11 protein-coding genes are annotated in these 15,825 nt (G+C 36.8%); all 11 read left to right on the top strand.

The window, feature by feature from the left end:
• Positions 1-58 precede the first annotated feature (58 nt).
• The gene (locus WJM97_RS05330; RefSeq protein WP_353932002.1) at positions 59-1,267 is read left to right on the top strand and encodes an ABC exporter membrane fusion protein; all 1,209 of its coding nucleotides are present in this window, start codon (positions 59-61) and stop codon (positions 1,265-1,267) included.
• A 54-nt stretch (positions 1,268-1,321) separates the two neighbouring features.
• Positions 1,322-2,500, top strand: a complete 1,179-nt coding sequence (gene devC, locus WJM97_RS05335) for an ABC transporter permease DevC (protein WP_353932003.1) — start codon at positions 1,322-1,324, stop codon at positions 2,498-2,500.
• Between the two features lie 46 nt (positions 2,501-2,546).
• Positions 2,547-3,551, top strand: a complete 1,005-nt coding sequence (locus WJM97_RS05340; RefSeq protein WP_353932004.1) for an NAD-dependent epimerase/dehydratase family protein — start codon at positions 2,547-2,549, stop codon at positions 3,549-3,551.
• 167 nt (positions 3,552-3,718) lie between these two features.
• Entirely contained in the window at positions 3,719-4,666 is a 948-nt protein-coding gene (locus WJM97_RS05345; RefSeq protein WP_353932005.1) for a glycosyltransferase family A protein, read from the top strand.
• A 59-nt stretch (positions 4,667-4,725) separates the two neighbouring features.
• On the top strand, positions 4,726-5,193 hold the full coding sequence (locus WJM97_RS05350) for a DUF2141 domain-containing protein (RefSeq protein ID WP_353932006.1): 468 nt from the start codon (positions 4,726-4,728) through the stop codon (positions 5,191-5,193).
• Between the two features lie 10 nt (positions 5,194-5,203).
• Positions 5,204-6,463 (top strand): glycosyltransferase family 2 protein, encoded by a 1,260-nt coding sequence (locus WJM97_RS05355; RefSeq protein WP_353932007.1) that lies wholly within the window; start codon positions 5,204-5,206, stop codon positions 6,461-6,463.
• A 106-nt stretch (positions 6,464-6,569) separates the two neighbouring features.
• Complete coding sequence (locus tag WJM97_RS05360; RefSeq protein ID WP_353932008.1) at positions 6,570-7,832, top strand: glycosyltransferase; 1,263 nt, start codon at positions 6,570-6,572, stop codon at positions 7,830-7,832.
• A 939-nt stretch (positions 7,833-8,771) separates the two neighbouring features.
• A complete protein-coding gene (locus WJM97_RS05365) occupies positions 8,772-9,968 on the top strand; it encodes a response regulator (RefSeq protein WP_353932009.1) in 1,197 nt (398 codons plus the stop codon).
• A 321-nt stretch (positions 9,969-10,289) separates the two neighbouring features.
• Entirely contained in the window at positions 10,290-10,658 is a 369-nt protein-coding gene (locus WJM97_RS05370; protein ID WP_353932010.1) for a response regulator, read from the top strand.
• 120 nt (positions 10,659-10,778) lie between these two features.
• The gene (locus tag WJM97_RS05375; protein ID WP_353932011.1) at positions 10,779-11,252 is read left to right on the top strand and encodes a chemotaxis protein CheW; all 474 of its coding nucleotides are present in this window, start codon (positions 10,779-10,781) and stop codon (positions 11,250-11,252) included.
• Positions 11,253-11,367: 115 nt separating this feature from the next.
• The gene (locus tag WJM97_RS05380) at positions 11,368-15,753 is read left to right on the top strand and encodes a GAF domain-containing protein (protein WP_353932012.1); all 4,386 of its coding nucleotides are present in this window, start codon (positions 11,368-11,370) and stop codon (positions 15,751-15,753) included.
• The last annotated feature ends 72 nt before the right edge of the window (positions 15,754-15,825 follow it).

A 15,825-nucleotide genomic window follows, 5' to 3' on the forward strand; every position in this document is an offset into this window, starting at 1 on the left:
ATTTAGTGACATTTCTATTACGAGTATCCCTAATTCAGAAAATCATGGGAATAAGAATATGGCAGTAGATAAAGAACGCCAATTATTAAAAACTTCTGCTAAAAAGTGGAAAATTATCTTAGCAGCTTCCATTGCAATAACTGCTGGTTTAGCATCTTTCTACAGTTTTTCCAAATTAAAACAAACATCTTCCTCTTTTGTTTCTTCCTCTCAAGGTTCATCTCCTCAACCCACTCCTGTAAAACTCTCGGTTACTGCTTTAGGACGTTTGCAACCACAAGGTAAAATCACTTATTTATCTGCTCCTAATTCTATTAATGGTGTACGTGTAGAAAAACTATTGGTAGCAGAGGGAGATCAAGTAAAAGCAGGACAAACATTAGCTTATTTAGAAAACTATGATCGTTCTAAAGCTGCAATCAAACAAGCTTTTGATAAATTATTAGTTGCTAAAGCTAAACTCGCACAGGTAAAAGCTGGAGCTAAACCCGGAGATATTAACGCTCAACAAGCAACAATTACCAGATTAAATTCCCAATTAAAAGGTGAAATTGCGGCTCAAACTGCAACAATCAATCGTATTCAAGCAGAATTAGATAATGCTCAAATAGAGAGCAATCGCTATCAAAAATTACTTAAAGATGGTGCTGTTTCTGCTTCCATTGCTGATACCAAAGCACTACAATTAAAAACCACACAACAACAATTAACAGAAGCAAAAGCAACTCTGGAAAGAACTAAAAACACTATCCAAGATCAAGTTAAAGAAGCAAAAGCTAGATTAAATAGCATTAAAGAAGTACGTAGTGTAGACATCCTCCTAGCAGAAAGTGAAGTCAAAAGTGCAGAAACCGCCATTCAACAAGCTAAAGCAGATTACGAATTAACATACATCAAATCCCCCATCAATGCCAGAGTGTTAAAAATTCACGCCAAAAATGGGGAAGTTATCGCTACTTCTGGCTTTGCTGAACTTGGTAATACTACCACCATGAATGTCATTGCAGAAGTCTATCAAACAGATATTCAAAAAGTTCGTGTTGGACAAAAAGCCTTGATCACCAGTGCAGCATTTCCTGGAAAATTACAGGGAATAGTTAAAGAAATAGGCTGGCAAGTTGACAAACAAAGTATCTTTAGTATCAGTCCCAATTCAGATACAGACCGCAGAATTATAGAAGTAAAAATCTCCATTGATAACCCTGTAGATAGTCAAAAAGTCTCTCGTTTCACAAACTTACAAGTAGACGTTGCTATTCAGATGTAGTCATTAATAGGTGAGAGTGAACTAACTAATAACTAATGACTAATAACTAAATATATGAATGTAAAAATTCCTTTAGCATGGCTACAATTAGCACAGCAAAAAGCGCGTTTTATCGTGGCTGTAGCTGGAATTGCCTTTATTGTGTTGCTGATGTTTATACAACTTGGTTTCCAAGATGCTCTCTATTCTAGTGCAACAGCAGTACATCAAAATCTTAAAGGTGATTTATTTATCGTCAGTTCCCAATATAAATCTTTGACATCTAATCAAAGTTTTTCGCGCAATCGTTTATACCAAACATTAGGGTTTGAAGGTGTTGAATCTGTCAGCCCGATGTACTTACAATTTGCTAAATTAAAAAACCCAGTTTCTGGTGAAAAATATTCAATCTATGTCATTGGTTTTGACCCTGGAAAACCAGTGATGAATATTCCAGAAGTGCAGGAGAATTTAGATAAACTAAAAATTCCTGATGTCATGTTATTTGACAGAGATTCTCGACCGGAATTTGGCCCAATAGCTGAAAATTTTAGCCGGGGAGAAACAGAACAACCAATTGAAATATTTTCCTTTGAATCTCTCCAAGGTTATCGAGTTAGAGTCGGTGGTTTATTTAGCTTAGGTCCTTCCTTTGGTGTGGATGGAAACTTAATTGTTAGTGATTCAACCTTTTTGAGAATAAATCCTAATCTCCGTCCCGCAGAAAAAATAGATGTAGGTATTGTTAAACTCAAACCTGGCTTTATTCCTCAAGAAATTTTAGAGCATTTACGAGTCAACTTACCCAATGACGTACAGATTTTTACCCGTCAACAATTCATTGATTTTGAAAAAAAATATTGGGCTTCTAGAACACCAATTGGTTTTATTCTCAACTTAATGTTAACAATGGCAGCTATTGTAGGTGTGGTGATCGTTTATCAAATTCTCTACAGTAATATTGCTACTCAATTTATTGCTTACGCAACTCTTAAAGCCATAGGTTATGCCAACGGATACTTATTAAATGTTGTTTTTCAACAGGCATTAATCCTCGCTTTATTAGCCTATATTCCCGGATTTATTATCTCCGTAGCCTTATATGATTTTGCTATGCAAGTAACTAAGTTACCCATCATGATGACCTCTAATAATGCCTTAATTGTCCTCACATCTACCGTATTAATTTGCATAACTTCAGGGGCATTAGCAATTAATAAACTACGTTCAGCCGACCCAGCAGATATTTTCTAATCAAGCTGGTAAATTCCAACAACTACATCAACCAATTATTAATACTATGAACCTGCAAGACAAAACCATTCTGATCACTGGCATTGATGAATTTATTGGCTCTCGTGCCGCAGAATTAGCCATAGCTCAAGGCATGAAAGTACGAGGTTTACAAACTTCTAATACAAAAGATCAAAAGCTGCAAAACTTAGGAGTAGAAATTATTGTTGGTAATATCAATGATAATAAAATTGCTCAAACCGCTTGTCAGGGAGTAGACATAATTTTACATACTGCCCAACTTGCCGAAGAAGCAGGAGATATTAAACGTTTTCGAGAAATAAATGTTAACGGTACACTCAACATCGCTCAAGCTGCCAAGCAAGCAGGTGTGAAAACATTTATCCATCTTTCTACTGTTTTAGTTTATGGTTTTAACTATGCCGAGAATATCACAGAAACGGGCATAGTTTCTGGGGATAATAACCCCTACTGTCAAACCAAAATTGAAGCAGAAACAGAGATTTTAAAACTAAATTCAGCACCGGATTTTGGTGTAATTATTATCCGTGCAGGAGACGTTTATGGGCCAGGAAGTATTCCCTGGATAGTGCGGCCAGTTTTGATGATGCGACAAAAATTATTTGCCTATGCAAATGATGGCAAGGGAGTAATGAATCATTTGTATGTTGATAATTTAGTTGATGCCATCTTTTTAGCTATAGAAAAAGAAGCCTACGGCGAAATTTTTAATGTCACCGATGGAGAAAAAACTTCCTGGAAAGAATATTTTATTCATCTAGCAGCTATGGAAGGTTTACCCGCTCCCATGTCGCTCCCTAAAGAAGAAATGAAACTGTTTCTGAAAGTTCGTCATCAGGGACAAAAATTATTTCGCAAAAAAGCTGATATTCTCCCAGAATCAGTGGACTTTATGAGTCGTCCTCATGCTTATTCTATTGCTAAAGTCACAGATTTATTAAACTATCAGCCAAAAATTGACCTCGAAGAAGGTATGAAACGCACTCATCAATGGTTGCAAAAAACTGACCTGCAAAAGTTAATGAAATAAGTAATTATTCAGTAATCAGCTTTTAATAGTTACACCAAAAATCCCTATTTTATTGGGATTGCTATGCTACGAATATATCTCATATTCTGGCTTTTTTACCGTAGCAAATTTAAAATGCTGACTACTGAATGTTTACTCAATTAGTTTACATAATAGGGGCATGGTGTATGTATAATTCTCAGCCAAAATTAAGTATTGGGCTACCTGTCTACAATGGAGAAACTTTTCTTCAAGAGTCTCTAGATTGTCTGTTAAACCAGACCTTTAGTGATTTTGAGTTAATTATCTGTGATAATGCTTCTACAGACAATACTGAGGAGATTTGTAGAAATTACGCTGCACAAGATCAACGGATTATTTATTATCGTAATCCTAGTAATATCGGTTGTGCTTGTAATTTCAATCGTGTCCTTAAATTGTCCCAAGGTGAATACTTTAAATGGGCAGCTTACGATGATTTACACGCTCCTGATTACCTAAGCAAATGTATTCATGTACTGGAAGAAAATCCCGATTATATATTATGTCATTCCCACACATTTTTGATTGACAAATACAGTAATTTTCTGCAAAATTATGAAATTAAAATGCAAACTAATTCAGAAAAACCAGAAATTAGGTTTCATGAATTACTCACTAAACACTTCTGTTATCAATTATATGGTGTAATTCGGAAAAAGGTCTTAGAAAAAATACCGCCTATGGGTGGTTATGGTAATGCAGATGGGATTTTCGTATTAAGATTAGGGATACTCGGTAAATTTTATGAAATTCCCGAATATTTATTTTTTGCCCGCTGTCATGATCAACAATCTCTGAGTATGTTTTTTCCTAATTATATGTTATTTACTAATAACAATCCTCAATACTCTTTAGATGACTTACCAGATTTTTATCAGTATTCCGTCTGGTTTGATTCTAGTAACAAAGGAAAACTTTTATTTCCCCATTGGCGTATTTTTCAGGAGTATCTAATTTCAATTATTTACAGTCCACTAACTTTACCACAGCAATTATCTTGTTGTCGCAGCATCATCAAAAAATTAGCCGGAACAGAATTTTTATTATTAAAGGATTTGTTAATAGCACTCAGAAATATATTTTCTCTAGCATGAAAATCAAAAAAACTCTCCATCTGTAATTACTTGCAAATTCTATCTAGCAACTTCAACTTATGTTCAAAATATCTCGTCTTTCTTATCTGTTAGTAATTACTTTGTTAAGCTGCATTACTGCTAACACTGTTCAAGCTGGCAGCACATCAAAATTAACTGTAGTAGTTAATGGTATTCGTCACCAAAAGGGAGATATTTGTTTCCGAGTTTACGATTCTGCAAAAGGATTTCCTGACAATGATACTAGTGAAATCAAAAGCGCTTGTACCAAAATTACAAGCGCTTCTGTAAAGCAAGTATTTTCTGGTTTAAAACCAGGAAGTTATGCTGTTGCAGTAGTAGATGATCAAAATGGCGATCGCCAACTGAATAAAGACTTTTTTGGTATTCCCACCGAAGGTTTTGGTATTTCCAGAAATCCCATTGTTTCCATTCAAACTGGTACACCAAAATTCCGCCATGTCAGTTTTCCACTCACCAAAAATACCACCATCAACATCAACATGAAATATTCCCTTGATTCATAATTAATGACTAATGGAAGATTTTGCCACTTTTTTATCTAAGTCATTAATTGGTTGGTTGGTAATTCAGGTATGCTTAACGCTCATATTTTTATCGTATTTGCGATCATACAAACAACCATTATTATCAGATCACCAATTCCCAAAAACAGCAGTAATTTTGTGTTTACGAGGTGCTGATCCATTTCTACCTAATTGTTTGCGATCGCTCTTGCAACAAAACTATCCAGATTACGATTTAAAGCTGATTATTGACAGTCCAGAAGATCCAGCTTTTAAAATTACCAAAGAAGTCATCACCGAAATTAAAGCCACCAACTGTCAAATTAGCACCCTGAGAACAGTACGTCATAATTGTAGTCTCAAATGCAGTTCTTTAGTGCAAGCAATTTCCGATTTAGATGACTCCTATCAAGTAGTTGCATTAGTAGATGCTGACACCATAGTTCATAGCAACTGGTTAAGAGAATTAGTCACTCCTCTCATTAATGAAAAAGTAGGACTCACAACCGGAAATCGTTGGTATGTCCCCACAGGAAAATATTGGGGTTCTCTCGTTCGTTATGTAGGTAATGTGTCTACTGTCGTGCAAATGTTCCTATTTCAAGTTCCCTGGGGTGGTAGTTTAGCTATTAAAAAACAAGTCATCCAGGAAACAGAACTATTGGAAAAATGGGGAGAAGCATTTGGTGATGATATGCTCCTGCATAAAGTCATCAAAAAACATAGGTTGAAAATTAAATTTGTACCTTCTTTATTAATACTGAATCGAGAAGAAATCAACCTACCTAATTTGCTACCATCTCTCAAACGTCTCATACTTTGTTGCCGACTTTATCACCCCAACTGGTTAGCATTAGTCAGTGATGCCATTTCCAGCATTCTCTTCCCCGCAATGACCATTCTCTTAGCTTTAGGATTTTTATTCGTCGCCGAATGGGAAGTTGCTTTTTCTCTATTAAAATCCTACAGTATCTATACGATTGGATTACTACTACTGATGTTATTCATGGAATTAGGAGTACAAGAAATACTCCGTTCCCAGAATCAATTTACTCCCCAAATTCCCCTCAAAACTATCCTCAAAATGTTAATTGCTATTCCTTTTACCCAATGGGTTTATGGTTTAGCCATGCTATCTTCCCTATGGATGTCAACAGTCACATGGCGCGGACTAAGCTATCGAGTCAAAAGTCCCTGGCAGATTCACCTAGTAGAATATCATCCTTATCAATGGTTAGACCAACCAATTGATCCTAAAATCTCTCTGTAATTTCATCTGGGCATTTTCTTAATTATCAGCGCAGAAACCACAGATTTCATGATGGTTGTTGCGTAAATCCTAAATCTAGTATATTCATGAAATAACTGACTTTAAAATGCAAAAAAAACCTCTTCGCATTGCCCTATTTACAGGCTTATATTCTCCTTTCTTAACCGGAGTATCCGTAGCAGTTCATCAACGAGTTCATTGGTTACTGGAACAAGGACACGAAGTTTTTCTTATTCACCCCCAAATCAATAATAAGTATCCTCAACAAGTCGGAAATCGTCCCATGTCAGGGATAGAAGAACTAAAATCTTTTCCTAACTTTTCATCTTATGCTTTTCCCACAGAACCACTCATCTTTTATAAATCTCTACCCCAACCATTAAATTATCGTCATTGGAGCGATACTAAATTACTAGAGAAATTTCAACCCGACATCATCATAGTTGAAGAAGCAGCACAAATGAGAGGTTTATATTCAATGTTCCTACAAGGTTATGGCAAACCTGTAGGAGTTGATTATGCTAAACGCACAAAAACTCCCATTATCTCTGTTTTTCATACCGATATCGTCGCTTATATTCGATATTATTTTGGCAATATACTCTTTGGATTTATCCGTCCCATCATCCCTCTTTTAGTCAAACAATTTAGCTCTGCTTATGATCTAAATATATTCTCTTCTAGGGAACAACTTTCCAAATATCAAAAACTTAAATGTCAACAGGGTGAATATGTCCCCTATCAAGGAATTAACTGTGATAAATTCCACCCCCGTAATATCTGTTATGATCCCATTCCTAAGGATAAAAGACCCACAATTTTATTTGTAGGACGCATCACCGCAGAAAAAAATGTCACTCAACTTTTAGATGCTTATCCATTGATTGCCGCTCAAATTCCTGATGTCCATTTAGTTATTGTTGGTAGTGGTCCATTAGATCAAGAAATTCAGCGTCGCGCTCAAAAATTCCCCCATGGTGTCACAATTTGGGGAGAATCTCACGGTACGGAATTATTAGGATGGTTTGCTAGAGCAGATGTTTTTATAAATCCTTCTGTAACTGAAAATTTCTGCACAACTAATAACGAAGCTTTAGCTTCGGGAACTCCTGTAGTCGCTGTTATTGCTCCCTCGACTGCTGAACAAGTTATGGTTGGTGATAATGGTTTTCTTGCTGAACCTAATAACCCTCAAGATTTTGCTGACAAAATTATTACCATTCTTGCAAATCCTGAACTAAAAGCCAAATTATCTCAGCAAGCTCGACCCTCTATTTTAGAATTTGATTGGTCAGTATGCAGTCAAAAGTTTGAAGATAGACTCTATCAACTGGTGGGTATTCCCCAAAAAGTTGACTCTATCTCATAAATATTCAGTAGTTTACCAATCAATGCTTATTGGTCATGACTTACGCAAAAATCTCTCAAACTCTTACAGCATATTTCATTCTTATGAGGTACAAATCATAATAAAGAAACTCTTGTGGGGTGGGCATCTTGCCCGCCAATAATGTACCTCATTACACCGGAAAGTGCTGTATTTCTCCTTGTCCTCTGCGGTATGTCTATTCCTTCGGAACGCTATGCGAACCACACGCTACGCGTTAGCAGAGCTTTCCCTTGAGCGATACATTTTTCCATAACTTGTGCGTAAGTCCTATAAATTTAGATAGTCCGCATTTGCGGACTTTTTTATGGCTTAATTGATGGTGAACAAAAATATACGCGAAAATTTCTATACTTAAATTCTCTCGAATTCTTCTTATATCCCACACAAGCACGTATACTATAATACTTAACTAATTTAACTATTGTCAGTTACTGTAGTATTGATAAAAGTATAAGATTTGATGCAATCTAAAGTGCTTAGATAAGCCAAAAACATAGGTATTGAGGAAAATTGCCAAGGTAAACAATACTCTTCCTTGCCACCCTTGAAAATCCGAATTTATACTGATATCTATTGCGTAAATCAAGAGTAAAATAGAAACTCAGTAGCAATTACGTTTAAATACTTAATTGTTAATGTTTGTTAGTCTAACTGAATCAACCACCACAAAAAACCTCAATAGGGTGTAAAGTATTAAATGAATCATCTGCTAAAACATCTTTAGAGTTAATCTTAATCAAAACTAAACATAAACCAGTATTACAGTTCAGTAAACAATAGTATAAGAGAGTAAAGGGTGCTATTGATACTATCTGTATGAACTACACATAATTCTGGTCACAAAAGATAACTAATGATTTTTTGGTGGCTATTTTTAGACTCTCCAGAGGCTGACTTATTGATAATAAGGAATAAAATATGACCAACTCTGAAACTATAGAATCTCATAACTTATTAAATGAGTTTAAAACCTGTACTCAATTTCAATATAACGGCAAACTCAGTGTGAAAAATAGTAAAGGTCTTCAATGGGCTTTTTACTATCGTTTAGGAAGAATAGTTTGGGCAACAGGGGGAACACATCCCTTCCGGCGCTGGCGCAGACAAATGGCACAGCATTGTCCAGATATTGACCTAGAAAAAATCCGCTGTCGCTCCGAAGATTTCGCCATTGATTACTGGGATTATAATCTCTTAGATATCCTATACAAAAGACAAAAAATTCAGAGAGAACAAATCCACGCTATTGTCGAAAATACAATTGCAGAAATATTTTTTGACTTAGCACAGGAAGTAGATTTTTCTGCTGTAACTTATAATCTTAGCCAAGATGTAGTCTTGGATATGCCTATGAGCTTTACCAGCGCAGATATGTCTATTAAAATGATGCAAGATTCATGGGCAATTTGGTCACAGGTAGGATTGGCTAATATTTCGCCTAACTCATCACCAGTTTTACGCAGGCCAGAACATCTACAAAAAATAGTTAGTCCCTCTGTATATAAAAATTTTGCTAACTTAATTAATGGCAAATACACTCTGAGAGAATTATCTGTAAAAATGAAACAGAATGTGATGCCTGTCACTCGTTCCTTACTGCCATATATACTCAAAGGCATTATTGAATTAATTGAAGTACCTGATTTACCGCTACAAGTTACTGATGCCAGTAATAATAACTCCAGACAAACAAAAAATCAGGTAAATCGCATAGCACCACTTATAGCCTGTGTGGATGATAGCCCATTAGTATGTAAAATGTTAGAGGATATTATTACTGCCAACGGGCTGAGATTTACCAAAGTTCAAGATGCTATTCAAGCTTTACCTGTACTCATCCAAGAAAAGCCAGATTTGATTTTTTTGGATTTAATTATGCCAGTAGCTAGTGGTTATGAAATCTGCACTCAATTACGCCGCATACCTGCTTTTGCTCACACACCAGTCATCATTTTAACTGGTAATGATGGTCTTTTAGATCGTGTCCGTGCCAAGGTAGTTGGCTCTACAGACTTCATCTCTAAACCGATAGTTGCTGATCGAGTAATGGGTGTAATACGTAAATACTTAGTAGCGCAAAATAGATTAGTAGTCGAAAATACAGGCGAGTCATAAAATTACCGCTCAATCAGTATCCCCATTCATCATTAACTTAATAGTCATAAATTCAACTCTGTTTAATAAGTGCTGAAATTAAACAGTTTCCTAAACTGAATCTTCTTTTTTTTGGGAAGTTTTAAATAACACAAATTAAATAACACAAAGATAAAATGGAATCATGTAAACTTATGTTGATTACGTAATTTTTTTGATGAAAACATCTATACAATAAATAAATATATACCAACAATAGAACCCGTTGCTATATTAATTTATCTGACTACATATCTAAGTTTTTGCATAAGATTCAAAAAGATAATTTTCTAGGTAGTTCCCATGAGTACAGTGTTAGTAGTTGAAGACGGTTTGACTGATATGGAAATTATCAGTCGTTATTTACAACAGGCGGGTTACTCGGTAATTTCTGCTACAAGTAGTGATGAAGCGCAGGAAAAAATAGATAAGAACAAGCCAGATGTAATCTTACTGGATGTAATTTTACCAGGTAAAAGTGGCTATGAAATTTGTAGAGAATTACAGAACAATCCCAGTACCAGCCAAATACCCGTAGTTTTCTGTTCTACTAAAAATACAGATGTAGATAAAATGTGGGGGAATATGTTGGGTGCAAAAGCTTACCTATCTAAACCAGTTCAAAAGGAAGAATTAGAAGAAACTTTGAAAAAGTTGATCAACAACAAGTAGAGAATAAATTAATCACATTGTTTTTCTATGATCAATAGTCACTATTCATTATGAATTTTCCAAGATCAAATAGTGGCTATATACCTATCTAAAATAACTAGATAAAGAGGAACACAAACATTGGAAACTAAACAAAAATTTTTAAGTTTTAACTTGGGAATTAGAGACCAAGCTGTGATCTCATTACAGCACATCACCGAGGTTTTGCAAGTTTCTCTGACAGAAATATGCGTAGTCCCACAGATGCCCAGTTGTGTCTTAGGAATTTATAGTTGGCGTGGGGAAATGCTGTGGTTAGTGGACTTAGAAGAAATGTTAGGTTATCCACCCGTACCACAGGGGGCAAACTTAATCACTAAGATGATGGTAATTGTCCTAGAGAATGATGGTAAGTATTTGGGTTTGATGGTGCGGCAACTTTCAGATATAGAATGGTTAGATGCACAAAAAATCAAAACACCTTCAGAAGACTTGTTTTACCCAGCTATGAAACCATTTTTGCAAGGATACCTAACTAATGGTGCAGAGCAGATGATTTTCTTTTTAGATGCAATGGCTATTATCAAATCATCAATGTGGGAAAATCATAACTAAAAAATTTTCCGGAAAATAACTACTAAAACAGATAATTTAGGGAAATAACATTTTCATCAGTAGCCATCAGAAGTTCAATGTATTATTAACTGCAAAAGTATTGAGGTAAAGAGCTATGACAACCGTATATCAAAGTAATGAAGATAGAGGAAATATATTCGCTGATACAGAAAAATCAGAAAAATCGAACGGTATTGTAGGAGAAAATCGCAGAGAAAGCTATACACCTAGTACAATTGCCCAGGAATTTAAAATTTGGAGGCAACGCTTTCAATACATTACATCCCAAATGCGACAAGCTCCCGATTTAGATGCCGTATTAAAAGTAACAGTAGGACAAATTCGGGATCAAGTAGGTGGCGATCGCGTCTTAATTTATAGTTTTAATAACTCTGACACTGGAACAGTTTTAGCTGAATCTAGAACCACAGGTTGGACACCATCATTAGGTGAAAATCTCCCAGCTATTTTATTTGGGTTATATACAGATCAAGACTACACAGAACCAGTTACCATAGATGACATTAATCAAATTCAAGTTACCCCATATCAAAAGCAACTACTAGATAAATTCCAAGTTAGAGCTAGTTTAACTTTGCCAATTTTGATAGATAATCAACCTTGGGGATTATTAGTTATCCACAACTGCGGATCAGAACGGCAATGGCAAGAAGCAGAAATTACCCTCCTCTCGCAAATTAGTACAGAAATAACCTACAGATTGCAGAGTTTTGAATTACAAAAAGAGATCCAACAATCTGCCTTAGCCAAACAATCAGTAGCCAAAGTTGTTAGCAAGATTTTACAACAACCAGACGTAGATAAAATCTTTCAAACTACCACCCAAGAAGTCCGACAACTACTCAAATGCGATCGCGTCGGTGTGTACCGTTTTGACCATGACTGGAGTGGACAATTTGTATCCGAATCCGTAGGGAATAACTGGACAAAAGTTGTTACCCCAGGCTTCAAAATGGTGTGGGAAGATACCCACCTGCAAGAAACCAAAGGTGGCAGATATGCCAAAGGGGAAACATTTGTAGTTAACGACACCTATAAAATTGGTTTAGCTCAGTGTCACATTGATATTTTAGAACAGTTTGAAGCCAAAGCCTATGTGATTGCTCCGATCTTTTCTGGAGAAAAATTATGGGGATTATTGGCAGCTTATCAGAACACCGGAGCTAGAAAATGGCAAGATTGGGAAGTCAGCTTTTTAACTCAAATAGGATTGCAATTTGGTGTAGCTATTTCCCAAGGTGAATATTTAGAAAAATTCAGAAAACAATCAAATCAAATAGCACAAATTGCCAAACAAGAACAAGCCCTCACCAAAATAGTTAACCGGATTCGCCAATCTTCCAACTTAGAAGATATCTTTAAAACTACCACCCAAGAAGCACGTCAAGCACTCAAATGCGATCGCGTCGCCATTTATCGTTTTAATCCAGATTGGAGTGGTAACTTTATTGCTGAATCCGTAGGAACTGGATGGGTAAAACTGGTTGGTGCGGAAATCAATACCTTAGTAGAAGATACATACTTCCAAGAAACCAAAGGTGCAAGATTTGCCAAAGGTGAAAACCTCTGGGTAAATGACATCTATCAAGAAAACATTACTCCCTGTTACTTGGAACTATTAGAAACATTTGAAACTAAAGCCTATGTGACCGTTCCTATTTTCTTCGGTGATCAATTGTGGGGATTATTAGCAGCTTATCAAAACTCAAATCCCCGTGAATGGCAAACATCAGAAATCAACTTTCTCAGTCAAATAGCCTTACAGTTTAACCTCGCAAAAACGCAAATAGACTACACTACTGATCTGGCACAAAGAGTCGAACAAGAAAAGACAATTAGTAGTATTATTAACAAGATTCGTCAGTCCAGAGACGTAGACGAAATCTTTGCTACCACTACCCAAGAAGTACGTCAGGCTTTAAGGTGCGATCGCGTGGCAGTTTATCAATTTACACCTGATTGGGGCGGTGAATTTGTGTCCGAATCAGTAGGTACAGGGTGGACAAAATTAGTCGGGCCTGGCATTAAAACCGTCCTCGATGACACCTATCTCCAAGATACCAAAGGTGGTAGATATGCCAACGGCGAAACATTTGTAGTTAACGACACCTATAAAATTGGTTTAGCACCCTGTCACATAGCCATATTAGAACAATTTGAAGCGAAAGCCTATGTGATAGTCCCCATCTTCTTTGGTGAAAAACTCTGGGGATTATTGGCAGCATATCAAAACACAGGATCAAGGGAGTGGAGAGAATCAGAAATCAGCTTTGTACAACAAATAGGCTGGCAATTTAGTCTAGCTAAATCACAGTTAGATTATATCCAAAAAGTCCAGAATCAATCTCAAGAAATCAGACAACTTGCAGAGCAAGAAAAAATCCTCAACAAAATAGTTAACCGCATCCGTCAATCCTTAGACTTAGAAGAAATATTCAAAACCGCCACCCAAGAAGTTAGACAGGCTTTAAGGTGCGATCGCGTCGGTATTTATCAATTTTTACCCAACTGGAGTGGTAAATTTGTCGCCGAATCTGTAGGTAGTGGATGGGTAAAAGTAGCCACACCAGACTTTAACATGGTTTGGGAAGATGCCCACCTGCAAGAAACCCAAGGGGGTAGATATGCCAAAGGTGAAAACTTTGTAGTTAACGACATCTATCAAGCTGGTCATGCTCAATGTCACTTAGAAATATTAGAGCAAGTAGAAGCCAAAGCTTACATGATAGTTCCCGTATTTTACGGAGAAAAACTATGGGGATTATTGGCAGCCTACCAAAACACAGGTACTCGTGAATGGCAACCTAGAGAAGTCAACTTTTTAGAACAGATTGGACTGCAAATTAGTTTAGCCAAATCTCAGATAGACTACATCGAACAAGTACAATCTAAATCTGAAGAACTAGCTCAAATAGCGGAACAAGAAAAAACCTTTACGAAGATAGTTAACAGAATTCGTCAATCTAACGACGTAGAAGAGATATTTAAAACCACCACCCAAGAACTACGACAAATCCTCAAATGCGATCGCACAGTAGTTTATCAATTTACCTCAGATTGGGGTGGTGAATTTGTCGCCGAATCAGTAGGCAAAGGTTGGGTGAAATTAGTCGGGCCAGACTTTAAAACCACCTTAGACGATCCTTGTCTACAAAATGCCAAAGGTGGACGTTATGAAAAAGGTGACACCCTAGTAGTTGAAGATATTTATACCTCCACCCTAGACCCTTGCTACATAGAAATTATCGAAAAATATGAAGCTAGAGGTTATATCATCGCCCCCATCCTCATTGGTGAGCAACTCTGGGGATTATTAGCGGCTTATCAAAACACAGCACCCCGTGAATGGGAAGAATCTGAAACTAACCTATTATCCAGATTAGGTGATCAACTAGGACTAGCTTTACAACAAGCAGAATACCTCAAACAATTAGAAACCCAATCATCCAAACTTTCAGAAGCAGCCCAACGGGAAAAAGCCGCCAAAGAATTACTGCAACAACGCTCTATTCAGTTACTGAGAGCCATTAGTCCGGCACTCGGTGGTGACTTAACAGTCCGCGCCCCCATCACCGAAGACGAACTAGGAACAATTGCCGATGCTTACAACGGTACTCTGCAAGCCCTCCAACAGATCGTTATTCAAGTACAAACTTCTTCCCAGCAAGTTGCTCAAACTTCCGTTAACAGTAGTTCTTCCCTAGTGGGATTAACCAATTTAGCCAAAAACCAATCTGACGAAATCACTAAAGCCCTAGAAGATATTCAACAGATGGTAAATTCTACCCAAGCCGTAGCATCTAACGCTCAATTGGTACAAGTTGCAGTCCAACAGGCTAACAAAACTGTAGACTCTGGTGATACCGCCATGAACGAAACAGTAAATGCTATCCAGGCCATTCGCGAAACCGTAGCTCAAACCAGTAAGAAAATTAAACGTTTGAGTGAATCATCACAGAAAATCTCTAAAGTAGTTAACTTGATTAGCAACTTTGCCACCCAAACCAACGTACTAGCTTTAAATGCAGCCATAGAAGCCACTCGTGCTGGTGAATATGGTAAAGGCTTTGCCGTGGTAGCCGATGAAGTTCGTTCATTATCTCGCCAGTCCGCAGCCGCTACCATCGAAATTGAAAAATTAGTCCAAGAAATTCAAACTGAAACTGGAGAAGTTGCCGTAGCCATGGAAACAGGTATTCAGCAAGTAGTAGAAGGGACAAACTTAGTTAGTGAAACCCGTCAAAACTTAAACGCCATCGTTGCAGCTACTGAGGAAATTAGCCAACTAATTGAAGGTATTACCGCAGCTACCCAAAAACAAATGGATCAATCAGCCACAGTCACAACATCAATGAATGATGTAGCGGCTATTGCTAATAAAACCTTCGGTGAATCTCAAGAAATTGCTCAAGTCTTCCAAAGCTTATCAGGAATGGCGCAGGAGTTACTCACAACTGCTGGTAAATTCAAGGTCAAATAATTAATTGGTAATTGGTAATTGGTAATTGGTGATTAGCAGTCACTGGTTTCTAATTACTAAACCAATTTTAAA

This window comes from Okeanomitos corallinicola TIOX110, assembly GCF_038050375.1.
Taxonomy (GTDB): domain Bacteria; phylum Cyanobacteriota; class Cyanobacteriia; order Cyanobacteriales; family Nostocaceae; genus Okeanomitos; species Okeanomitos corallinicola.